A 23,487-nucleotide genomic window follows, 5' to 3' on the forward strand; every position below is an offset into this window, starting at 1 on the left:
CCTTAAACGATATCGAGTGGTTCTTTTTTTGTTGGTGCTGGGAACGCTTGATCAAGTGCAGCTAGCTCTTCTTTTGTTAAATTCAAAAGTGCGGCGCGACCGTTGGCTTCGACATGATGTGCTTGTCCTGCTTTAGGAATTGCGATGACGTCACCTTCACGCATCGCCCAAGCAAGTAAGATCTGTGCCGGTTCAACACCATGTGTCTCAGCGAGTTCCTCGACGGTCGGATGATTCAGGAGTTGATCACGCAGTGAACCACCTTCAGCTAGTGGGCAATACGCCATTACTGGAATACCATGTTCGCGTAGTAACGGGAGCAGTTCATACTCGATTCCGCGTGAGCCGAGGTGATAAAGTACCTGATTGACAGCACACTGGTCACCGTTTGGTAGTGCCAACAGTTCTTTCATGTCTGATACGTCAAAATTCGATACACCCCAACGGCGAATCTTGCCCTCTTGTTTTAAGGCTTCCAGTCCTTCAACGGTTTCCTTTAGTGGAATGTCGCCACGCCAGTGAAGAAGATAGAGATCAAGATAATCCGTACCGAGACGTTCAAGCGATTTGGAACAAGCTTTTTTTAACGCTTCCCCACCAGCATGATGAGGATAGACTTTCGAGACAAGAAAGACTTCTTCTCGTCGATCAGCGATCGCGTCGCGAATTAATTCTTCAGAAGCACCTTCCCCGTACATTTCTGCCGTATCGATGAGTTCCATCCCGCTGTCGAGACCGACGCGGAGTGCTTCGATTTCAGCTTCATGTTTCTCCGATTCTTCTCCCATCCGCCATGTGCCTTGTCCAAGTGCCCGAACGTGCGTCTGATCGGGAAACGTCACTGTTTTTTGCTTTAATGCAGCGAGTATTAGCGTCTTTTCTGTTGCGTTCATCGAATTCCTCCTTTAAGTAGAGAGACAATAGTAGGGTTTACCACACGAACTCTGAACAAAAACGTCTTCTTCAAGAGAAAGAGACGTCACCAATGCTCAAATAAGGGACCATGATCGCCGAGGACGGGATCTTTTTTGGGACGCATTACCTGGCGGATACGCTGAAGATTTTCCGGACGTTCACTTGTTTGACCTGTCAGTGTGTCGTAGTCTTGACCATTCGGATAGGCACCGATCACACGGAAGTGTCGACTTGTATCAAGTGCTTTGTGTCCTGTGCCTGCAGGAAGTAAGAGAACGTCTCCACTCGTCAAGGTGAAGGTCTTACCGAGTGGACCACCGAGTTGGACGGTCGCATGTCCTTCGAGAATACCAATCACTTCATGGGCGATACTATGATAATGATGAAAATCAAAAATGCCATCCACCCAGCTATTACGCCAGTCATGTGAATGGAAAGTCTGTTCGATGCGTGACGGTTCTTCAAATGCATGCCGATAAATCAACACCAGAAAATTAGGGTTATTCGGAATATGTCCGTCATCCTCAAAGTAAAATACCTCAACACGCATCTTCGTTGCTCCCTTCTCTGATGTGGTACAAAGTAATAATTCCCTCTGTAATTACCCGTAATTATATATCATCAATCGTCCGAGCATCTTTATGGCGTAACGAATCGGGAGGTGCTACGATGCTTAAGTTAACGAAATTACAAAGGAGGCTTTCCGATGATCGCCATCGAAGCAAAGTTAGAAGTACAACCCGCAAAACGAGAAGAATTTTTAGCAGCAACTAAAACATTAGTAGCAGGATCGCGTGCTGAAGCTGGAAACATCAGCTACGATCTGTTCCAAAGTACAGAAGACGAAAATGTCTTCATGATGATTGAAAAATGGGAAGACCAAGCTGCGATCGAAGCTCATAACACAAGTGCTCATTTCGGACAATTCGTTGCATTTGCTCAAACAGCTCTTGCTAAACCATTGGATGTTCAATCATTCCAAGCATAATCATAAGAGATTGACGTAACACATAAGGAAGGTATTCGGGGTTCATGGCCTAGAATACCTTCCTTTTTTGTTTCATGCGACACGGTTGATCAAAGCCTCTACTTTTAACGAAACTTTAAGTTAGCAGTATTCCACTTTTCTTTTACAATCATATGACATTTCATTGAAACTGTTAGTTTTTCCCTGATTAGGGCATTATTCTTATAAAGACACAAAAAGGAGGCTTTTATCATGAATGAACGAACGAATGCACCAGGGTCGAAGCGATCATTCTTCAAGATGCCTCATACTTACGCCATTATCATGGCAATTCTCATCATCTCAGTCATCTTGACGTATACACTTCCAGCAGGACAATTCGATCGTGAAAAGCAAGACGGACAGACTGTCGTCATCGATGGTACATATCGCGCGGTAGAGTCTGCGCCTGTCAATCTCTTTGGTTTATTTGAAGCAATTCCGCAAGGCATGGAAGCGGGTGCTGCGATCATTTTTTACATTTTCTTAGTTGGCGGTGTCTTCGGTATCATTCGTCAAACCGGTGCTATTGAAGCGGGAATCAATCAATTAATCCGTCGATTTGGTCAAAAAGGGCACATCATGATTCCGATGACGATGTTCGTCTTTTCGATTGCCGGAGCAACGATTGGTATGGCAGAGGAAACGATCATCTTCGTGCCGATTGGGATCATGTTAGCGCGTGCCCTTGGATATGATGCGATGACAGGAGCTGCAATCGTTAGTTTAGGAGCGGCGGTTGGTTTTGCTGGCGGGATGCTGAATCCGTTTACGGTAGGTGTCGCTCAATCAATTGCGGAAGTACCGCTCTTTAGTGGTCTCGGGTATCGAACGGCTGTGTATATCGTATTTTTAGCGGTGACAATTCTTTATGTCATGAACTACGCACGGAAAGTCAAACATGATCCGGCGCGCAGTCTTGTTTATGATCTCGAACAACGTCGTTCGGAAGAAGCAGCGACGACGATTTCGCGCTTTTCGAAACGTCATGCTTTCGTCTTACTGGTTTTAATCGGTGGGATCACGCTCAATGTGATCGGAATCTTTGAGTGGGGCTGGTATTTGACGGAATTAACCGCATCCTTCTTGATCATCGGGATGATTGCGGGAATCGTTACGCTTGGTGTGAACGGTACGTTCGAGAGTTTGATTGACGGGGCGAAAGCCGTGACGTTCGGTGCATTGATCGTTGGCTTTGCTCGTGCGATTGTCGTCATTCTTGAAGAAGGTCGTGTCATTGACACGGTCATTTACGGCTTATCGAATGCCGTAGGACATTTACCGACGTTCTTTGCCGTCATCGGGATGTACGCCGTGCAATTGATTACGAATTTCTTCATTCCATCGGGAAGTGGACAAGCGGCGACGACGATGCCCATCATGGCACCATTGTCCGATTTATTAGGAATCGAGCGTCAAGTGGCTGTCTTGGCATTCCAATATGGGGATGGATTGACGAACATGATTTTCCCGACGAGCGCACATTTGATGGCGTTTCTCGCGATTGCAGGCATTCCGTATGAGAAATGGTTACGCTTCGTTTGGAAACTTTTCGCGATTTGGATTGCCTTGGCATGTGCTGCCTTATTACTCGCTGTGACACTTGGTATTCAATGAAGTCGACCTTCCGGACATGTGTCTGGAAGGTTTTTCAGTTGCAGGAATCGGGAAGCGTTATCACGAACGGAATAGGTAATGACTAAAGGGGGAACTGAAGTGACATATTCAATCGTTGGGTATTGTGAAAAAGAACAAGCATGGGGCGTTGCCGTTCAGTCGAAGTTTTTAGCGGTCGGGAGTGCTGTTCCGTTTGCGAAGGCAGGAGTGGGTGCGGTAGCGACACAGTCGTTTGCAAACACGACGTATGGTCCTGAAGGGTTGCAGATGATCGAACAAGGCGCTTCAGCGGACGAAGTGCTTCGTCGATTGACGGAAGCAGATGAAGGACGAGCGGATCGCCAGGTCGGGATCATCGATGCGAATGGCAAGAGTGCGACATTCACGGGAGAGGGATGTAACGACTGGGCAGGCGGTATTGCCGGGAAACACTTTGCAGCGCAAGGAAATATCCTAGTAGACGGTAATACGGTGAAAGAGATGGCACGGGTCTTTGAATCAACGCAAGGTCCGCTTGCAGAACGTTTGTTGCGTGCGTTAGCAGCTGGTCAAGCAGCAGGCGGGGACTCACGCGGAATGCAGTCAGCAGCACTGCTCGTCGTCAAGGAAGGTGGCGGGTACGGTGGATTCAACGATCGCTATATTGATCTACGTGTTGATGATCACCCGAATCCAATTGAAGAACTCGAACGCATCTATCAATTGCACACACTTTACCTACAACCGAGTAAGCCGGAAGAAATCAAGCCCATCGATGATGCGTTAGAGTCGGAGTTGATGGATAAATTATTGACACTTGGCTATCGCGGTGATTTCGAAGAAGCGCTCCGGACATATCTTCATACGGAAAACTTTGAGATGCGCGAACAAGCGGATCGTGCGATTGATACACGTGTCCTCGCGTACATTCGATCCCAATGAAAACGACAGGATGGACCACAGTCCATCCTGTCGTTTTGTTCATGCTTGCGTCGACTGAGCACGAATCGGTACTTTAAATCCGGTCGCGATGAACCGTTCCATTTCCGGTTCCGATTTAGCATTCAAGCCAACCGTCCCATCTCCTTTTAGTGCCACATTCGTTAACTTAACGCGATTGATGTCAGGACCGATCGTAATCCCGTGTTTGGCAGAATCCTCGATCCGGATATCCCGAAGGCGTACATCCTCAGCTCCGTTTTCTCCACCAAAGATTTGAATATCCGTTTTTGCGTGGCGAAATCCACTCATTTTTAACTGACTGATCGTAACGTTGCGCGCCTTATATTGTATTCCGATCATTGGCTGTTCTTGGTAGTCATAATACGGATCACCTAGCACCGTGAAATCATGAATGACGACATTACGATAAGCGGAAACGACGAGTGCGCGCGGTTTTGAATTCGTATATAGCTCCGTATATTGAGGAGTCTGAGCAATCAAGCGTGTTGCGATGATATTGTAAGCCGTCTGAGACGTTGGATCACTTGCTTGATGATGCCCGATATGGCGAAAATTAAAGGCACGGTGGTCATCAATTGATAAATGACCAACGATTTTAACGGTTGAGGCAGCAGAAGAGGTCGCATGCGCTTTGATTTCGAGTCCACCGAAACAACGACTTGTTGCGTTATTGAATAACCAGACATCGCGTGATCCATCATCGATTTCGATTCCATTTGAATTAGAGAAGCCTTCTGCATGGGCACGTCCACTTGGGTCATGCATGAAGCAGTTCGAGATGAAGAGATGGTCACTATGATGCGTCGTGATCCCGTCGTCTCCGAACCCGTAACCGGTTAATCCATCGAACCAGATGAATGAACTACTTAAGTTCGCTCGAGCACCGTCCCCGTTGTAATTGTAATACGGTGTCGAGATATCAAAACAATGGAGTCCTGGATTGACAGCTTCGACATCAAAGACCCAACCATAGGTGACATGTGCGTATGTGAGACAACTGGAGTGATTGCCCCATGTGCTACTTTTCTTTGCGTCACCGATTCGTTTGATATTCCAATCAAGCGTCATTTTCTCAACAAGCAGGTGATGATTGCCAAGGAGATAATTTTGGTTCGTCACAAGACGTCGACCTTTAGGTGCGTCATCGTGCATCTTTATAATCGTTTTCCCTTTGCCAGCTCCCGTTAAAATCGTATAACTAGGTAAACGAATTCCTCGAACGATGTACGTACCGGCTGGAACATGGACTTGTCGATGTCCATCACCGAGCGCTTCGATGAACGCTTGTGTATCATCTGTCTGTCCATCACCGACCGCACCATAGGAAGTGATATCAACGATTTCGACTTCACTGATCAAACGTTCGAACTCATGATTGAGACGCCCGAACCAACTCGGTCGAATCTCATCGTGTGGCGTTACGAAAGCTGGTGTCAGCGGTAAAATATGTTTATCACGGTTCGTCAAAAATAATGGCGAAATCATCGAACGAAGTGTTCGACTGAGGTTAGGATTGCGTCTTGGTGCGACGAATGGACTATCGTGTAGCAGTTGTTCCGCTTGTCGAACTGCTTGTTCGTTGGTTGACGTTTCAACGTATTCCTGAATCAACGCCGCATTTTGATACGGATCATGCGTGTGATCGAGTTTCAACATGAAATGGTTCCCCTCTCTGAATAGGTCTGTCTACCTTTTCCCCTCTCCTTGCACAATCATTCCTCGTTTTATGACATCCATAAAAATACACTAAAACTATACAGTTGGATTATAATGGATGTTGAAAAGGGGGCTTCTGATGTCACTTCGCAAACGACTCATAATGGGTATCGGACTGATTTTGCTGCTATTAGGGATCAGTAAGCCGCTGACGGAAGCGGCTGTTCAAGCATTGAAGCCACAAGCGATAAAGATGTCAGGAGTCGAAACGAACGGATCGTGTAAACCAAACTGCAATAGAAACGGCAAGCTGTTAAATATTCCGTTTCTTTCGTGGTTGCCGAAAAAGCAGACGAAGAATGACGAAGATTTACGTGTTTGGGACACGAATGAAAAGCCGAAGAAGCAGAAAGACCTCAAACCGAAAAAGAAAAAGAATAAGCTCATCGTTGTAGGGGTTGAAAACGCTAAGCGAGGTACGAATGAAAAGGGGAAATCCTCCTCGTCGGTGGTATTTACACCTCTGCTTGTTCTCCTTCTAATCGCAATAGGCTATATCGTTTGGTGGAAACGCCGAAAGATTAAGAAACAAGATGAAGTATGGATAAGAACTGATATCCCGTTGCAGTCTTCAGACAACGATTATATTTCGATCGAGAAACAAATCGATGTGCCAGATGCCTGGATTCGTAAACAACTCATCCAGTTCAATCACATACTCCCGACCCGCTTACGACGACATGACACAGAAACACTTCAGGAATGGTGCGTGCGTATCGGATTCCAACCGTCACATGTCCTAATAAAAGCCTATCTCTTAGAACGCTATACAGACAGAGCTACTACAATATCGGAGATGGACAAGCAAACGATTCAGGGGGAATTTGGAGCTTTCGTCCATCAGTTTGATTGAAACCTTTTTAAAGGAATGACGTAAATGGAATAGGAAAGGGGAGTTGATGATGTACCTAGCAGATGCCGTGAAATTAAAGAGTATTTTGAGGAAACAGCTTGATCAGCTGATTGAAGAGATGGAGCGCGTAGCGTTCATTGATTTAGAAAAGGGAGAAGCACTCCCCGCGCAACAAGGCCGGAGCTTAACCGACGTCGAATCCGCCATGGACATCGTGCGTCATGATATGCGAGTCTTGGATCGTCTCGTCTACGCGGCGAATCTAGAAACTGTCATCGTGACGGATGAAGGAGAAATGCCGCTCGTCGAAGCAATCGAGTGGGCGACCCAATTGCGGGCAAAGGCACAAAATTATCAGATGCTCGCAAGTCGACCAAAACGCGAGTTCCAATACGGATTTGAAGGGACGACGATCATTCGTCATGCCTTATTCGATCCAGATGCCTATCGCTTAAAAGCGGAGGAAGTGGAACGGCAAGCACACAAAGTATCGAATGCGATCAATGCCGCGAACTATCAAACGACAATTGACTTTGATGGTGGACGTTATATGTAACTCCTTGACGTGGTGAGACTCCACGTCAAGGAGAGGGGACGGACCTCAATTTTCCTCTGTGGAGAAGAGATGGCGACGGCAAACCGATGACCATGAACCATTGACAGACTGACCTGTTACCTTTGACCACCTATGGAACGCTGATGTTTTTTCCGTCCCCGCTCCCTGTCGTTTCTTTGAGAAACGACAGGGATTTTTAGTGTGTCGATGGAAACAACAGGGTATAGAGAAGCACAAGAGAAAGGAGAGACATCATGAAACACACTTTTTCAGCATTCGTCGTACGAGAGGTGGATGGGAACTATGAAGGGAAGGTTGAGGCGAAACAAGTCGATGATTTACCGGAAGGAGACGTCTTAATTCGTGTCACGCATTCCTGTGTCAATTATAAGGATGCCTTATCGATGTCGGGTAATCGAGGGGTGACGAAATCCTATCCGCACACACCAGGCGTTGACGCAGCAGGATATATCGAACAAACGACAGATGCACGGTTTCAAACCGGTCAAGCGGTCGTCGTCAATGGCTTTGATTTTGGAATGAATACCTCGGGCGGATTTCAAGAATACATACGCGTACCAGCCGATTGGGTGACGCCACTTCCAGAATCCATTCGTCCATTAGAAGCGATGCGGCATGGAACGGCAGGATTGACAGCGGCGCAATCAGTCGATGAACTGTCACGAATTGTCTCCAAGGAGACAGGCCCCATCCTTGTGACTGGAGCGACAGGAGGTGTCGGTACGATTGCGATCGCCTTACTGATTCGATTAGGCTATACAGTACACGCCGTAACCGGGAAACGAGTAGAACAAGAACGATTACTTAAAAAAGGTGTGGCGGAGGTATTAGACCGCATTACGTTCTTAGAAGAAACAGACCGTCCATTAAAAAAAGGAACGTATGCAGGTGTCATTGATACGGTAGGGGGACCATTGCTCGCGTCCGTCATTCGCTTCGTGCAATATGGTGGTGTCGTGACGACGTGTGGTAACGTCGGTGGGGCAGAGATGACGCTGACAGTCTATCCCTTCATCCTGCGTGGCATTCGTTTGATTGGAATCGATGCGGTACAAACACCAATTGCATATCGAGAGATCTTATGGCAACGGCTGGCGGATGAGTGGCGCGTCGATCTTGAACCAGAAGTCGACGTCAAAACACTGAACGACTTACCTAAAATCGCAGAAGCTCTGCTGACTTCTCGTCACCGTGGTCGAACTGTCATCGAAATTTAAATATTTCGAGTAAACATTGGTGGTATAGTGGGGAAAAACTGTGTCGACTTTTCAGGAGGAACCATACATGAGTGAACACCAACAGGAACGACAGTCTCGACAAGAACGACGGAAACAGAAACGCAATCGCCGAGGGATTGCGTTTGGCGGTATTTTAGCAACGCTATTCATCGTAGGTGGCTGGTTGTATATGTTGACGAATAACGATGCCTCTCAAGCAACATCGACGCTTGAGAAGCCGAAAACGACGGATCAAGCAACGAAAAACGAAAAGTCGAAGAAAGAGACAGCCTCGACAAAGGATCCAAAAGAAGCGAAAAAAGAGAAGAAGAAATCAAAGAAAAAGGCGGCAGAGTATGCGCAAGCAGCTTGGGTGACACGTCCGTTCGCGAACGTCTATCGCGATGCAAGCCGAAGTAGTGTCATCTATAAAGCAGATTTAGGTGATGTCTATGAGGTATTGGATGCAAAAGACGGAATGGTCCACTTGAAACTCAACGATAGTATCGAAGGGTATTTGCCTGAGACCGATGTCCGATTAGAAGCACCAAAAGGAACATCAGATAAAGCAGTCCTTACGGCACTCTCGCAAGCAGTTGCCAACCAACCGATTGATAAGCCGGAGCAGTATCTCGGAAAACCAATTGCTGACTTCGAAGCAAAATATGGTACTGTTGGTAATACGCAACAGGACGCGGTCAATACGTATTACTTCTCGAATGCTGGATATCTGCTCGTCGTCTCGGATGGAATCATTGAAGCGATTGACTGGACGAATGCTTCGACTGGTGGATTATCGACACTGGGTGAACCCGTCGTCGATACGAGCTATGGTACGTGGTACGAGGGAGAATCCTTACAACTAAAAGTGTTCCCGGATAACGGAAAGATGCGTTTACGTCTTGCGCGTGATCCTGGACAAGAATGAATGAACGGCGGATTTGCTTCAAGCGAATTCGTCTTTTTTTGCGCAAAAAACCTCCCGAGTCCGACACTCGGGAGGAAATATGAAAATCCTTTGGGAGGAGATTTTCTTAGTAGACGCCTACTGCATCAAATGATTTCGCTGCAGCTGTTGCTTCTGCACTTGTTGAACCGTAAAGGTCTTTCGCCGATTGAACGACTGCTGCACGGAGTGAGCTGAAGTTCGAGTTCGGAGTCAAGTACACGTTGAGAGCACGGTAGTAGATCGCACCGAGTTTCGGCACGCCGATTCCTGTGACAGATACGTTGTAGAACGTTCCACCGTTACCGAGGAGGTAAGCGGCTTTGTTGATGATACCAGAGTTGATGTGGACACCACCGTTATCTTGTGTACCTGTGTAACGTTTAGAGTAGTGATCTGGATCACCGTAAGCAGCTGGGTTCGACATCGAACGGAGTGCGTCACCACTGACTCCAGGTGTGTAGATGTCTTCTCCTACGAGCCAGTCGAAGTTCGATCCGACTGTATACTCAGCTACTGTACCCATGATATCTGAGACGGCTTCGTTGATCGCACCAGATTCGTTTTGGTACACGAGACCAGCTGTGTATTCTGTGACAGCGTGTGTCAATTCGTGAGCGACGACGTCAAGTGCGCCTGAAAGTGCGACGAATGTCGTGCCATCTCCGTCACCATAGACCATCTTCGTGCCATCCCAGAATGCGTTATTGTAGTTCGTTGAATAGTGGACCGTTGAGTTCAAGCGTGCACCAGCGTTGTCGTAACTGTTACGACCATATGTGTTCTTATAGAAGTCATATGTTTTTGCAGCGTTGACGTGTGCACTGACAGCAGCGCGGTCATATGTCGCGTTGAAGACGTTATCTGCATCTGCCCAGAGTGTTCCCGGGAGTGATGTCCGGTTTTTCGCGTCGTATGTGTAGACACCTTTTCCACGCGTCGTATCTTGAAGATAGTATTTCCCAGCACTCAACGTCGTGTTGAACGTTGCGCTTGTGCCAAGTACTGTCGTACCTGTTGCGTGAGCGAGTTGGTCGAACTTGTTAAGTACTTTACCTGAGTTTGCATCGATGAAGTATGTCCAGCGTGATGGCTCTTTGCCTGCGAGGACCGTCGATGTCACTTTGTATGCATAGACAGCATCATCTTTTACTGGATAGATGACGAGTTCTGCTTTTGGAGCGACTTCGAATTCAGAAGCCTTGATTGCTTTTTGATAAAGTTTGATGGCTTTCTTTTCAGAGAGCGTTGCTTTTTTCGCGAGACCTGGTTTTCCTTTGACGTTGATCGCATCGTTTACGACTGCTTTCAAAGTACCGTCTTTCGCGACGTTCCCGACGACGACACTACCAAAGACAGGGACGCCATCCACTTCTTGTTGGAGACGTACGATCTGTGAAGATCCGTCTTTTTCGACGTTCTGAACAGCAAAGTCACCTTTTTTGTTCACGAAATCTTTAACGATCGTTGCAGCTGGTTCTGACGAAGCTTTCGTGAGTTTACCAGCTTGAAGACCTTCTGCACCTACGACCGTAGGAACGACAAGTACACTTGCGACAAGCGATGTAGCGAGAAACTTTTTCAAAATAAATCGCCTCCTTGTTTGGGTTGAGTCTAACTATGCCAAAGAATTAAAAAAGCGAGAATAAGTCATTCGAATTAAATCGAATTTTCTGAATATAGTCCGTAGTACCTGTACTGAATTATTAAGTATGAAAGATATTTCAACGCAAAAAAAGAACCATTCAAGCGAATGGTTCAACGAATCCGTTGGTAGAGATGGTGGACATCGTCCCGAGTCTCATCAATCTTAAAGTCATTAGGATCAAGTTCAATCCCTTGTTTCGAGGCAAAGCGCTGAATTTTTTCGAAGGACTTCCAAATTTCAATATCCGGTCCTTCATGTTTCCAAAAGACATAACGAGCAGCAGGAATCCGGTGACCTTTCATTCCTTTTGGAATATCGTCAAGTGACGAGACAGGATATCCGACACATTGCGAGTATTTGGTTCCGTTTCGTTCGAGTGAGATATCGAGCGGATAGCTATCTGGTTTTGCAGGAATCTCATGTGAGCGTCTTGAAAATTCACGCCAGAGTTCCGGCATCAACGTATGCAGTTCGTTTTCTTCACATGTCAGTCCAAGACCAACAAAATAAAATTCATGACGTTCCACGATTTTAGGATGCATGAGAAACTCCTTTCCGTATTTACGACACGTCTTCAATCGGCGAACGTTTCAAGTCTAGAAAAAGATGCGTAAAGGTGGCGTCCCATTGCGTACCCATGCCCTCTTCTAAGATGGATAAAGCTTTTTCCACTGGCATTCCCTTACGATAAGGACGGTCGGATGTCATCGCATCATAGGCATCAGCAATCGCCATGATCCGACCGAAGAGTGGAATGTCCTCTCCTGCGAGTCCTTCCGGATACCCCTTTCCGTCATAGCGTTCGTGATGGTACTTTACCCCAGGAAGAATTGGTTGTAACGTCTTTGGGAGCTGAACTTGGGATAGAATATGCACACCGATGACGGGGTGTTGCTGAATGATCTGGAATTCTTCGTCAGTCAGGCGACCTTCTTTTAATAACACATCGTCGCGAATGCCGATTTTTCCGATATCGTGCAATAGTGCTGATTTGCGTAATAGCTCGATTTGTTCATACGGCAGGTTGGCAGCCGTAGCGATTTCCACTGAATAAGCAGCGACACGAAGCGAGTGTCCTGCCGTATAAGGATCGCGGGCATCAAGTGTTGCGGCAAATAACGTAAACAGACTGTCCAGCAATTGCTCATTTTGTTCATCGCGTTTTTTGATTCCTTCCATCATCAGGTTAAAACCAGAGACGAGGTGCGAGAATTCATCAGAATACGGATTCGGTAACGAGACGAGACGATTGTTTTCAACATCTTGAATGCCTTGTTGAAGAATCGCAATCGGTTTTCGAATGTTCTCATAAAGAAGAAGACTACAAAACGTCGCGACGGATAAGATGACGATTAAAATAAGCGTCGACCAGCTCCAATAAGAGCGGAGGCTTTCATTTTCCGTTAATTGAACGGCTGAGGCGAGCACGAACAGCATGATCGGAAAAACACCGATAATCAATGTGCTGATCAGCATTTTTTGCTTTAACGTGACGACCGTCGTTTTTCTTGGAACATCAAAGCCATGTTCGAAGGCATACTTCTCTAACGTGAGGAGCATATGCTCCGTAACGCGGTAGGTTAGAAAAAATTCAATCAGACCGTGTAAAATCGCGACGAGAACAGCACCAAAACAGGCGAGACCAATCAAGTAGTACGGCATCTTTAACCACTCTTGAGAGATTGCGAGTGCTGTCAGGAGTGATGCGGGAACTGAGAGACCTAAGAAGTGTGGTCCCATGATGCGTTGAACAGTCAGAACCGGAAAGTAATGGGTCGTTTGATAAGCCTCTTGGAAAGAGGCGAGTGAAGGAATCTCGTTTTGGAAGAAGCGTCGTAAGGCACCGATGTGCCGAGAATAAATCATATATTCGAGTAAGAACATCAGACTGACAGATAAACCCATGATACCCATTAAAATCAACTGTTCATTCCTCGTGAAGGTAAGGGTCTCAAAAATAAACAGACACCCGACGCCGAACACCGCGATGAATGAACCGAGCAGATAGTTTCTTAGTAAGTGGCGTTCAAAACGTTGTAAAGCGCTCATTATATCCTCCCTTTAGTGAGTTAGAGTGCTTTCAGCGTACCGTTTTCTAAAACGGTGGAAGGATGTTTTTTTGAAAAAAAGGTGAAAGAATCTTTTGAAAAACTTTTGAAATTAATACTCAAAAATAGGTATGGTCATAAAGCACTAATTATCTTAGAAAAGATTGATTAAGGAAGTAAAATAAACTAAGATTTGAATATTCAGAAAAGTATATTAATCTTTTACTTTTCACTACTACATAGGGGGTCAATTCACGTGGGAAAAAAGAAACAGCTTAGCTTAGCCGTACTGTCTGGAATTACGGCAGCTGCTTTTGCTGTCGGTCCGGTCTTACCTGGTGGGCAGGTAAAATCCGTACAAGCAGCAGAAAAAGCAGCCTCTGGTGCACCAATGGACTTAAATACGGTCGATCAGGATCGTTTAGTCAAAGTGCTTGAAAAACGTGGGGTCATTTCAAAAGCAGCTTCAGCCGCGACGAAGCAACAAGCCGTTCAAAAGTATCTTGATAAAAAGGCGAATGGGAAACCGGCAGCCGATCATGATCATCATGAATCAAGTAAAGAAGCCGCATTCGATAAGAAAACAAAAGATTTCTTATCGAAACAGAAAGATCAATTGGCTAAACAATTAAAGAAAAAGCATGACAACTATAAAAAAGGCAATCCGAATGGCTTCGTCAAAGTTGATAAAGCGAAACAGGCTGCCTATAACGGAGCAACACGGACGGATAAAGTCCTCGTTCTTCTCGTCGAATATAGCGACTTCAAGCATAATAACGTCGTGCAGGAGCCTGGATATATGTATTCGAATGACTTCAACCAAAAACATTATCAAGACTTAATGTTTGGTGATCAAGAGTTCGAACTCTTCAACGGAGACAAAGTAAAAACGTTCAAACAGTTCTATGAAGAACAATCAGGTGGTAGTTATTCGGTAGATGGTACGGTGTCCAATTGGTTGACTGTTCCAGGAACAGCTAAAGATTATGGTGCTGACAGTCCTGTGAGTGGGAATGATAACCTTCCTGGCGCAAAAGGACCACGTGGTCTCGTCAAGGATTCCCTGAATGCTGCTGTTAAAGCCGGCATTAATTTAGCAGATTACGATAAGTTCGACCAGTACGATATGGACGGCGATGGCAACTTGAATGAGCCAGACGGTCTCGTCGATCACTTGATGATCATTCATGCGGGTACAGGACAAGAAGCAGGTGGCGGTAAGCTCGGTGACGACGCGATCTGGTCACACCGCTGGACACTTGGTAGCGTATATCCTGTAGCGGATACGACGGCAAGCGTCAATTACTGGGGCGGAAAAATGGCTGCTTATGATTACACGGTTCAACCAGAAGATGGCGCAGTCGGCGTCTTCGCGCACGAATTTGGTCATGATCTTGGACTTCCTGATGAGTACGATACACAGTACACAGGTCAAGGTGAACCGGTCGCTTCATGGTCCATCATGAGTGGTGGTAGCTGGAATGGTAAAGTTGCTGGAACAGAACCAACAAGTTTCTCGCCACAAAACAAAGAGTTCTTCCAAAACGTGATGGGTGGAAACTGGGCGAACATCCAACAGATTGATTTTGATTCGCTCACTAAGGCGGGGACGGCATCGTACCTCGACCAAAGCGTAACGAAATCAAAAAATCCAGGAATCATCAAAGTAAATCTACCGAAAAAACCGGTGAAAGGTATCACGCCGGCTTACGGTAAGAAGTATTACTACAGTACGAAAGGTGATGATCTTCATACGTCAATGACTTCACCAGAGTTCGATTTGACGAATGCAAAAGAAGCGAAGTTCGACTTCAAAGCCTTTTACGATGTTGAATTCAACTACGATTACTTGACAGTCACAGCTACTGCTGACGGTCAATCGAAAGTCATTGACACGATTGGCGATCAAGATACAGATGGTGATCAACGTGCTGAATCAACAAAAGGCGCATGGGTCGATAAATCATATGACCTGAGCGAATTTGCTGGTAAAAAAGTCACGTTGAAATTTGAATACGTGACAGATGGTGGACTTGCACTAGACGGATTTGCACTTGATAACGCGAAGTTGACAGTTGACGGTAAAGTCGTCTTTGAAGATGATGCAGAGGGTACTCCTAAGTTCACTCTAGATGGTTTCGTTGCTTCAGACGGTTTCTCTTATGCGGATAACGCGTATTACCTCGAATGGCGTAACTATGCAGGCTCGGATAAAGCACTCGAGCATGCACGCGGCGTTAAGTACAACACAGGTCTTGTCGTCTGGTATGGTGATTCAAGCTTCAACGATAACTGGGTTGGTGTACACCCAGGTGAAGGATTCCTCGGAGTCGTTGACTCGCACCCTGAAGCAATCGTTGGAACACTTAACGGTAAGCCGGTCACGACAGGAAGCACACGTTACCAAATCGCAGATGCTGCGTTCAGCTACGATAAAGCACCTGCATGGCTCATCGATTCGCCATCACGTGGAACATACGACTACAAAGGTCTCCCAGGTGTGACGAAGTTTGATGATTCAAAATCTTACATCAACCAGTTGATTCCGGACGCAGGAAAATTGCTTCCGAACAACGGGCTGAAGATTCAAGTCATCGGTGAAGCGAAAGACAACTCTGCTGGAGCAGTCTGGATCCACCGTTAAAAACAGGAGAACAGGTTCAGTTTCGGCTGAACCTGTTTTTTTATTTTAGTTATGTAGAAGAAGTGGAATCAATTGGAAAAACATTGGTCTGACAACTTGACTTTTAAAGCGCATCCATTCTATACTTACGTTAGCTTAATATTGTTATTGTCATTACGGATTCACATCGTGTCACGAACAATCTTTTCGTTGCTCCATGTATTTCGGGACAATAATGAATTCTTTTCATATGCCCAGCATATGTATTAAGTAATTTATTTTTGGAGGTTGTTCCCATGAACACAGGTAAAGTAAAATGGTTTAACGCAGAAAAAGGTTTCGGTTTCATCGAAGTTGAAGGCGGAGAAGACGTATTCGTACATTTCTCAGCAATCACTGGTGAAGGCTTCAAAACTCTTGACGAAGGTCAAGAAGTTGAGTTCGAAATCACTGAAGGCGCACGTGGAGCACAAGCTGCTAACGTCGTAAAACTTTAATTTCAACTATTCAATCGTCCCTTTTCGGAGGGGCGGTTTTTTATTAGACTAATATCTTGAATTCAAGATATTAGTGCGTTATACTTCAATTACCAAATCATTTACAGGGAGTGACGAAGATGGAGCTACTTGGAATTCATCATGTATCAATCTTAACAGGCATGGCAGAGCGAAATTATCAATTTTATACGAAAGTACTCGGAATGCGTTTGATTAAAAAGACAGTAAATCAAGATGACACGACATCGTATCATTTGTTTTATGGAGATGCGGAAGGGAATCCTGGAACAGATTTGACGTTTTTCGATATTCCACATCTTGGAACGGGTGTACCAGGAGCATCGAGTATTTCTTCGACATCTCTTCGTGTCAAAACAACAGCCGCTCTTCAATTTTGGAAAAAACGGTTTGAGGAAAAGGACGTTGAGCATGACGAAATCATTGAGCGTGCTGGACGACAGACACTGGCGTTTCGTGATCAGGAAGGAACGCGTTTGATTCTTGTCGCGGAAGATGGCGAAGTAGGTGTCGCAGGCGGTGTCCCATGGCCGCAAGAAGAGATTCCTTCTGAACATGCCATCGTTGGACTTGGAGCCGTGACATTGACGGTTAACGATCCGACACTAACGGTCCGCGTGCTGACGGAAGTGATGGGTTTCCGGAACGTTGGTCGCTATCCTTCACTAGCAGGTGACTTTGCTCCAATCGAAGTCTATGCGACAGGAGAAGGGGGAATCGGAGCAGAAGTCCACGTCGAAGCGCGTCCAGACCTTGATCGGGAACGTTTAGGTCGTGGTGGTGTGCACCATGTCGCGTTCCGTGTACCGAATAGTGAGGAGTACGAGAAGTGGGTCGAACGTCTGAATGCTTATCACTTACCGAACTCCGGTAAAGTCGATCGTCACTATTTCCAAGCCCTTTACTTCCGGGAACCGAATCATATCTTATTTGAACTCTCGACAGATACACCAGGATTTGCGACGGATGAGTCGGTTGAAACATTAGGGGAGACACTTGCGTTACCTCCGTTTCTTGAGCCAAAACGAGCTGCCATCGAAGCTCGGTTACGACCACTCGAAATCTGACAATCCTGTGACACAGGTCACAGATGGATCGTCCATCCCGTATACTAAGAGCAGGAATCAGGAAAAAGGAGTGACGGGATGTTAAGAACTACGCTTGGGCAATTCCGGATGATTGCGATATTAGAAGGAATTTCGTTTTTAGTCTTACTGTTGATTGCGATGCCGTTGAAATATATGGCGGACATTCCACAAGCAGTTTCGGTCGTTGGTGCACTTCACGGTGTCTTATTCGTCATGTACGCGATCTGGCTCGCCGTTGTGAAATTCAAATACGATTGGTCGATCATCAAGGCGGGGATTGCGTTCATCGCATCATTCATCCCGTTCGGCACGTTCATACTCGATCGGAAGTTAAAACAGGAAGCAACAAACGCGTAAATTGTGTATACTGAATAGAGCACGGCTGTGGATAACTGTTTTTGTCTATGCGAAGCAGGTTATCCACAGCTTTTTTCTGTGGATAATTTTTAGGAGGATATATTATGTCAACATTTGAAACATTACACATCAGTGATCTGTGGATAAAAAAATTACAAAAACAAGGCATTAAGGAGCCGACACCGATTCAAGAACAGGCGATTCCATCATTACTTGACGGACGCGACTTGATTGGACAGGCGCAAACCGGAACAGGAAAGACACTAGCGTTCCTCTTACCGATTCTTGAGCAAATCGATGTCGAATCGCAAACGGTCCAAGCATTGATCGTCGCACCGACTCGCGAACTCGCGCGTCAAATCGCAGATGAGACCCATAAGCTGATTCGCAATACGGAACAGTACCGTGCTCTCGCAGTATATGGCGGACAAGACGTTTTTAAACAGATTCAACGACTCGGACGGATGCCACAAATCATCATCGGAACACCAGGGCGGATTCTCGATCATGTCGGTCGCGGCACACTAGACTTAAGCGAATTACGTACACTCGTCTTAGATGAGGCGGACCAAATGCTTCAAATCGGTTTCTTGCCAGAAATTGAAGATATCATCGAGGCGGCACCTGTTGATCGCCAGTTCGTCATGTTATCAGCAACGATGCCACCTAAAGTAGAGGAACTCGCGAAAACGTATTTGCGTAACCCAGTCGAAGTACAGGTAGAAGCGGAAAGCATCACTGTAGAAGCGATCGAGCAGTTCGTCGTCGAGACGACGGATCGTCGCAAGCAGGCGACACTACGGACGATGCTTGACGAGATGCGTCCATATGCAGCCATCATTTTCTGCCGTACGCAACGTCGTGTCAGTAAATTAAACGAAGAAATGCAGATGCAAGGGTATCCGACGGATGAACTGCATGGTGGGTTGACGCAAGGGAAACGAGAAAAGGCAATGGCGAAGTTCTATCAAGGAAAAACACAATTCCTGATTGCAACAGACGTCGCTTCGCGTGGACTCGATGTGACAGGTGTGACACACGTCTTCAACTACGATTTACCGGACGATGCCGAAAGTTATGTTCACCGGATCGGTCGGACAGGACGTGCTGGGAACGATGGAATTGCCGTCTCGATCGTGACGCCGAAAGATGGTCGGACGTTCCGTGATATGGAACGTGAATTGAACATCTCGGTCACGCCAATCGTCGTCGAATTGTCTGAAGAGGCGATTCGCGCACAGCACGACCAGAGTAAAGGATCACGGAAGACGACAGAAGGACGTGGAAACACACGTCGTTCGAATAACCGTCGCCCGGGACGCGCACATCGTAAATAAACAGAAACAAGATAAAAGAGCCGGTCCATTTTCTCTGAAAAAGAGAAAATGAACCGGCTCTTTTTTATTTAGCATATACCATCTGACCACCAAGATGACCGGTATAAGCAAGTAATCCACTACCGACGATGGCAACGACAAAACTGAGTAATAAAAACATTTTTTTGTTTGAGCGGTAACCCAATAACAAAAATAACAGCGAGACACCAAAGGCAACAAGACTGAACAACGCGAAATGCTCATGATTTTCGATGGCAGCATGGGTAACGCTGCTTAAGTTCGCTTCCGCATACTCCTCTGCCCCGTCTCCAGACAAATAGGCAGCAACTCCAGAAATCAGACCGACGACTAGCGTAAAAAGGGCAAACAGTTTGAATTGTGTCCACTTCAGACTGATGAGTAATAGGATCGTCGCAAATAATAAAAGTGCAATCGGTGCATGGACAAGAAGTGGATGAAGCGGTACGTTCCCCAACATATCAAAAACCTCCTTGGATAAGTATGGTAAAGCATAATTTCACTTTACCCTGCTTATCTGACAGTTAACTGACATCGTTTTAAGGAGTGGGGAAATGAATGATGAACCGTGTGCCCTCACCTAATGTTGAATCAATAGAAATCGTACCGCTATGTTGATCGACAATCGATTGAGCAATCGATAAGCCGAGGCCCGTACCTGTTCCGTGTCGTGAATGATCCCCCCGGTAAAAACGCTCGAATATTTTAGTTTGTTGATCGGAAGCGATACCGATTCCACGGTCCTGTATCATCAACTGGCGTTCTGTAGTAGTTTCTTCGAGGGAGACATCAATGACGTCATCACTGTAGACGAGAGCATTCTCAAGAAAGACCGTCAATAAGCGGTTCAATTGATGGGCATCCCCTTTCATGCGTAAGTTAGGCGCAATCGAAGCATGGATGACACGATCCGAGTAGGCATGCTGAAAACGTTCGACAGTCTTTTGGACGAGTGAACTAAGATCAACTTCCTGTTTCGGTGAAGTTTGTCCTTCTCGCGCAAGTAATAATAAATCAGAGACTAAATACTGCATGCCTGCCGTTTCTGCTTTAATGTCCTCTAGAATCGTACGCCCTTCATTCGAAAGTGATTCCGCTTCTAGCAATTCAATTCCGCTATAGACGATTGTCAGAGGTGTCCGTAGTTCATGTGAAGCATCGGACGTAAAACGACGTTGGCGATCGAATGCTTGTTGCACCGGAATGACGGCTCGACCAGCAAGAATGTATCCGACTAGTGTCAGGACAATCGTTGCGAGAACCGCAATCCCCGCAAGAACGGCAATCAATCGCTGTAAGGTATCTTCTGTCGGAGAGATGTCCTTCATCAGCAGTAGTCGTCCTTCTTCGGTACCCCGTTGATACAGTAAGAAGTGTCGATCATCCCAGTCCACTTGTTTCGTCGTATCATCTGACCTTAAAAAACGACGCAGTGTTTTGGACTCGACGTCTGGCGGCAGACTTTCATAGCGTTCGTTTCCTGAATCATCGAGTAACTGAAAGTAGATCGGATTTTGGATGAATTGATCTTCTCCGTGCTCGATCCGTTCGAAGATATCTCGATCAGATATGCCCTTCAATTGATTCAATTCCATTCGATTCAGCAATTGAGCGTTCGTGACATACACTCCGATCAGGATGAGGACTAGTACAAGAAAGAACGAACCACTGAATAATAACGTCAGTCGTTTTCGAATCGAGTCAAGCATGTGGATCACCTAATCGATAACCGAATCCGCGAACTGTCCGGATCAAATTAGGAGCACCGACCGCATCTAATTTTTTTCGAACAAGTCGGACGAGCGCATCGAGCGCGTTATCCGTAATATCCGCACCGATGCCCCAGACGACTTCGATGATTAATTCGCGACTCATCACCTGTTCAGGTCGTCTTAGGAGCAAAGAAAGGAATTCGAATTCACGTCGTGTTAAATCAATCGGATAGTGTTCATAGGAAATCGTTTGTGAGGACAGATCAAGGACTAGTCCATTGAAGGTGACCGTCGACACGAATGCCTTTTGTTGACGACGACTGAGCGCGCGCAGTCGTGCCAAAAGTTCATTTGATTGAAACGGTTTGACGAGATAGTCATCTGCTCCACTATCAAGACCATGGACGAGATCAATTTCCGTATCGCGAGCAGTCAGCATCAAGATGCCGCCTTCAAACTGTTCTTGGCGTAAGGTAGCGGCGACTTCGACTCCGCTCTTGCGAGGCATCATCCAATCGAGAACGAGTAAGTCATAGCGATACGTCTGACATTGGAGGAGCGCCTCCACTCCATCCCGTGCAACATCTACCTGATATCCTGCCCGCTCCAAATGGAGGCGTAACATCTTCGCAAGACGCTGATCATCTTCTGCTACCAAAACGCGCATGCACATCGCTCCTCTTTTTTTCTCATTATCCCATAGTTGCCGTCAGTTAGTTGTCAGTTTTTTTCGATACAGTAAACGTAACAAGAAGGGAGAGGAAACAGATGAAACCAAAACCATTTGCGAAATGGCTCGTCGGGCTTAGTAGTTCCGTCTTCATCGGACTTGCGATTGGTCAGTTGAGTGTCAGTTCGAGCGATTCCTCGACGACACCTGTTTCGACAGGCGATACGTATTCGAATGATACGACATTACCATCCCAAGGAAATCAATATAGCGATGATGAAGACGAATATGTAGAAGATGATGGATATTACGAAGATGATGATGGTCAATGGCAGGGCGACGAATCGTCTGGATTCAGTCAACCCGGTGGGTCGAGTGACGGTCAGTCCAGTCATTCGAGGTAAGGAGGAGGAAAATGGAGCGACAATTGTATGCGATGCATAATCAGGTGCGGTTCGTGACGGATCAGCCGATCGATGAAGCCGAGTGGGAGGAACTCATCCGTTTCTTTCATTACGTCGATCGACAGTGGTCACGCTTTGATGATCAAAGTGAGGTCAGTCGATTGAATCGCTTACGGATTGGCGACACGTTATCGGTGTCCTTACCGTTAGCCCGCTTGCTGGCCCGCGCTACACGATACTTCGAACAGACGGAACATTATTTTTCCCCATTCCTGCTGGCGCAACAACAAGCTAATGGTTACCGGCAATCGTTTCCGTTCACGCAAGCCATCGCTTATGAAGAAACGGCTCCACCAGAAATCGCTCCATTCATCATTGAAGGATGTGACGTGACTCGAGTTGGAGGCGGTTTTATCGACCTAGGTGGCATCGGAAAAGGAGCTGCTGCGATGATTGCAGCACAACGCCTACGAAAAAGCTGGAATCGTGGACTGATTGAAGCGGGAGGTGACGTCATCGTCTGGTCCGATGAGGAACCATGGAATATCACAATTACGCATCCCGAGACCGAACAACGCGTCGCTGATGTGCAATTACGACAAGGCGCGGTCGCGACATCGAACCGTGTCTATCGATCGTGGAAGACGGACGGACAGACGCATCATCATTTATTGGATGGACGAACAGGGCATCCGACGAGGAGTCCGATTCTGCAAGCGACGGCGTCTGCGCCACAACTCTATGAAGCGGAAGTCATGACAAAGCTTGCCTTTCAGATGACAGAGACAGAACGTCAAGAAAAATTGTTTCGTTGGTTTCCAAAAGGACGATTACTGATTTTAGACACTACAGGAGAATGGCGAAGCGAACAGAAAGGAGTGAGTGAGATATGGACTGGATGAAATGGTTGTTCTCGACATGGACGATGATTCGCTTGAGTGGCTTAAGCGGACACTTCTTCATGACGATTTCTGTCCTAGCAGGATTGCTTGGTTCCTACCCGGCTCTCAAAAAGCAAAAAGCACGATTGCATCACGTGCACTTATATAGTGGTTGGGCAGGATTGCTCGCAATCGTCCTCCATGCGACACTCATCATCGTCGATACGTACGCACCACTGACGATCTTCGAGGTCTTGATTCCCGGACAAGCTTCCTATGAACCGCTTTGGAATGCATTTGGAACGATCAGTCTCTACTTATTCGGATTCGTTCTCGTGACTTCGGATTTCTTAAAGGAGACGTTAGGCAAGACACTTTGGAAATTGACACACTGGCT

The 23,487-nt window shown here is 46.4% G+C and carries 24 protein-coding genes; 15 read left to right on the forward strand and 9 right to left on the reverse strand.

What is annotated here, in order from left to right; translation table 11 throughout:
- Nucleotides 1–2 precede the first annotated feature (2 nt).
- Both B3M90_RS06030 and B3M90_RS06035 read right to left on the reverse strand, forming a co-directional pair.
- Nucleotides 3–893 (reverse strand): aldo/keto reductase, encoded by an 891-nt coding sequence (locus tag B3M90_RS06030; RefSeq protein WP_214856595.1) that lies wholly within the window; start codon nt 891–893, stop codon nt 3–5.
- Between the two features lie 86 nt (nt 894–979).
- The gene (locus B3M90_RS06035; RefSeq protein WP_290782973.1) at nt 980–1,465 is read right to left on the reverse strand and encodes a cupin domain-containing protein; all 486 of its coding nucleotides are present in this window, start codon (nt 1,463–1,465) and stop codon (nt 980–982) included.
- 156 nt (nt 1,466–1,621) lie between these two features.
- Between B3M90_RS06035 and B3M90_RS06040 the strand changes: the two genes are divergently transcribed.
- The 3 genes from B3M90_RS06040 to B3M90_RS06050 all read left to right on the forward strand — a co-directional run bounded on the left by B3M90_RS06040 (nt 1,622) and on the right by B3M90_RS06050 (nt 4,459).
- The gene (locus tag B3M90_RS06040; RefSeq protein WP_023469763.1) at nt 1,622–1,903 is read left to right on the forward strand and encodes a putative quinol monooxygenase; all 282 of its coding nucleotides are present in this window, start codon (nt 1,622–1,624) and stop codon (nt 1,901–1,903) included.
- Between the two features lie 231 nt (nt 1,904–2,134).
- Nucleotides 2,135–3,538, forward strand: a complete 1,404-nt coding sequence (locus tag B3M90_RS06045) for a YfcC family protein (RefSeq protein WP_069940101.1) — start codon at nt 2,135–2,137, stop codon at nt 3,536–3,538.
- Nucleotides 3,539–3,637: 99 nt separating this feature from the next.
- Nucleotides 3,638–4,459 carry a DUF1028 domain-containing protein gene (locus B3M90_RS06050; RefSeq protein WP_290782974.1) on the forward strand — a complete coding sequence of 274 codons (822 nt, stop codon included), beginning with the start codon at nt 3,638–3,640 and terminating at the stop codon, nt 4,457–4,459.
- Nucleotides 4,460–4,498: 39 nt separating this feature from the next.
- Here the strand turns inward: B3M90_RS06050 and B3M90_RS06055 are convergent, their stop codons facing one another.
- On the reverse strand, nt 4,499–6,136 hold the full coding sequence (locus B3M90_RS06055; protein ID WP_290782975.1) for a glycosyl hydrolase family 28-related protein: 1,638 nt from the start codon (nt 6,134–6,136) through the stop codon (nt 4,499–4,501).
- A gap of 139 nt (nt 6,137–6,275) precedes the next feature.
- Between B3M90_RS06055 and B3M90_RS06060 the strand changes: the two genes are divergently transcribed.
- The 4 genes from B3M90_RS06060 (at nt 6,276) to B3M90_RS06075 (ending at nt 9,771) form a co-directional block, all read left to right on the forward strand.
- Complete coding sequence (locus B3M90_RS06060) at nt 6,276–7,049, forward strand: hypothetical protein (RefSeq protein WP_290782976.1); 774 nt, start codon at nt 6,276–6,278, stop codon at nt 7,047–7,049.
- Between the two features lie 49 nt (nt 7,050–7,098).
- A complete protein-coding gene (locus tag B3M90_RS06065; protein WP_214856617.1) occupies nt 7,099–7,605 on the forward strand; it encodes a hypothetical protein in 507 nt (168 codons plus the stop codon).
- Between the two features lie 254 nt (nt 7,606–7,859).
- Nucleotides 7,860–8,843, forward strand: a complete 984-nt coding sequence (locus tag B3M90_RS06070) for a YhdH/YhfP family quinone oxidoreductase (RefSeq protein WP_290782977.1) — start codon at nt 7,860–7,862, stop codon at nt 8,841–8,843.
- A 67-nt stretch (nt 8,844–8,910) separates the two neighbouring features.
- On the forward strand, nt 8,911–9,771 hold the full coding sequence (locus tag B3M90_RS06075) for a hypothetical protein (protein ID WP_290782978.1): 861 nt from the start codon (nt 8,911–8,913) through the stop codon (nt 9,769–9,771).
- Nucleotides 9,772–9,877: 106 nt separating this feature from the next.
- Here the strand turns inward: B3M90_RS06075 and B3M90_RS06080 are convergent, their stop codons facing one another.
- The 3 genes from B3M90_RS06080 to B3M90_RS06090 all read right to left on the reverse strand — a co-directional run bounded on the left by B3M90_RS06080 (nt 9,878) and on the right by B3M90_RS06090 (nt 13,486).
- Entirely contained in the window at nt 9,878–11,374 is a 1,497-nt protein-coding gene (locus B3M90_RS06080; protein ID WP_290782979.1) for a M4 family metallopeptidase, read from the reverse strand.
- 173 nt (nt 11,375–11,547) lie between these two features.
- A complete protein-coding gene (locus B3M90_RS06085; RefSeq protein ID WP_214856605.1) occupies nt 11,548–11,979 on the reverse strand; it encodes a GyrI-like domain-containing protein in 432 nt (143 codons plus the stop codon).
- 19 nt (nt 11,980–11,998) lie between these two features.
- Nucleotides 11,999–13,486 carry an HD domain-containing phosphohydrolase gene (locus tag B3M90_RS06090; RefSeq protein ID WP_290782981.1) on the reverse strand — a complete coding sequence of 496 codons (1,488 nt, stop codon included), beginning with the start codon at nt 13,484–13,486 and terminating at the stop codon, nt 11,999–12,001.
- Nucleotides 13,487–13,741: 255 nt separating this feature from the next.
- Here B3M90_RS06090 and B3M90_RS06095 point away from each other — a divergent pair, with 255 nt between their 5' ends.
- From B3M90_RS06095 to B3M90_RS06115, 5 genes are all read left to right on the forward strand, one after another.
- On the forward strand, nt 13,742–16,129 hold the full coding sequence (locus B3M90_RS06095; protein ID WP_290782983.1) for an immune inhibitor A domain-containing protein: 2,388 nt from the start codon (nt 13,742–13,744) through the stop codon (nt 16,127–16,129).
- Between the two features lie 275 nt (nt 16,130–16,404).
- Nucleotides 16,405–16,605 (forward strand): cold-shock protein, encoded by a 201-nt coding sequence (locus B3M90_RS06100; protein WP_023469752.1) that lies wholly within the window; start codon nt 16,405–16,407, stop codon nt 16,603–16,605.
- A gap of 119 nt (nt 16,606–16,724) precedes the next feature.
- Complete coding sequence (locus tag B3M90_RS06105) at nt 16,725–17,690, forward strand: ring-cleaving dioxygenase (RefSeq protein ID WP_035411942.1); 966 nt, start codon at nt 16,725–16,727, stop codon at nt 17,688–17,690.
- A gap of 78 nt (nt 17,691–17,768) precedes the next feature.
- Nucleotides 17,769–18,068, forward strand: a complete 300-nt coding sequence (locus B3M90_RS06110; protein WP_035411945.1) for a DUF3817 domain-containing protein — start codon at nt 17,769–17,771, stop codon at nt 18,066–18,068.
- Nucleotides 18,069–18,172: 104 nt separating this feature from the next.
- The gene (locus B3M90_RS06115; protein WP_023469749.1) at nt 18,173–19,405 is read left to right on the forward strand and encodes a DEAD/DEAH box helicase; all 1,233 of its coding nucleotides are present in this window, start codon (nt 18,173–18,175) and stop codon (nt 19,403–19,405) included.
- 64 nt (nt 19,406–19,469) lie between these two features.
- On the opposite strand, the gene B3M90_RS06120 is transcribed toward B3M90_RS06115, so the two are convergent.
- From B3M90_RS06120 to B3M90_RS06130, 3 genes are all read right to left on the reverse strand, one after another.
- Nucleotides 19,470–19,883, reverse strand: a complete 414-nt coding sequence (locus B3M90_RS06120; RefSeq protein ID WP_023469748.1) for a DUF2231 domain-containing protein — start codon at nt 19,881–19,883, stop codon at nt 19,470–19,472.
- 79 nt (nt 19,884–19,962) lie between these two features.
- On the reverse strand, nt 19,963–21,132 hold the full coding sequence (locus B3M90_RS06125) for a sensor histidine kinase (RefSeq protein ID WP_290782985.1): 1,170 nt from the start codon (nt 21,130–21,132) through the stop codon (nt 19,963–19,965).
- A complete protein-coding gene (locus tag B3M90_RS06130; RefSeq protein WP_290782988.1) occupies nt 21,125–21,802 on the reverse strand; it encodes a response regulator transcription factor in 678 nt (225 codons plus the stop codon). The genes B3M90_RS06125 and B3M90_RS06130 overlap by 8 nt, the downstream gene beginning before the upstream one ends.
- A gap of 101 nt (nt 21,803–21,903) precedes the next feature.
- Here B3M90_RS06130 and B3M90_RS06135 point away from each other — a divergent pair, with 101 nt between their 5' ends.
- From B3M90_RS06135 to B3M90_RS06145, 3 genes are all read left to right on the forward strand, one after another.
- Nucleotides 21,904–22,209, forward strand: coding sequence for a hypothetical protein (locus B3M90_RS06135; protein ID WP_290782990.1), 306 nt, complete (start codon nt 21,904–21,906; stop codon nt 22,207–22,209).
- A gap of 11 nt (nt 22,210–22,220) precedes the next feature.
- Nucleotides 22,221–23,111 carry an FAD:protein FMN transferase gene (locus tag B3M90_RS06140; RefSeq protein ID WP_290782992.1) on the forward strand — a complete coding sequence of 297 codons (891 nt, stop codon included), beginning with the start codon at nt 22,221–22,223 and terminating at the stop codon, nt 23,109–23,111.
- A partial coding sequence (locus B3M90_RS06145; RefSeq protein WP_290782994.1) for a hypothetical protein occupies nt 23,099–23,487 on the forward strand: 389 nt, incomplete at its 3' end. The genes B3M90_RS06140 and B3M90_RS06145, both read left to right, overlap by 13 nt.

The sequence above is a fragment of the Exiguobacterium sp. UBA6309 genome, assembly GCF_002439205.1.
Classification (GTDB): Bacteria; Bacillota; Bacilli; order Exiguobacteriales; family Exiguobacteriaceae; genus Exiguobacterium_A.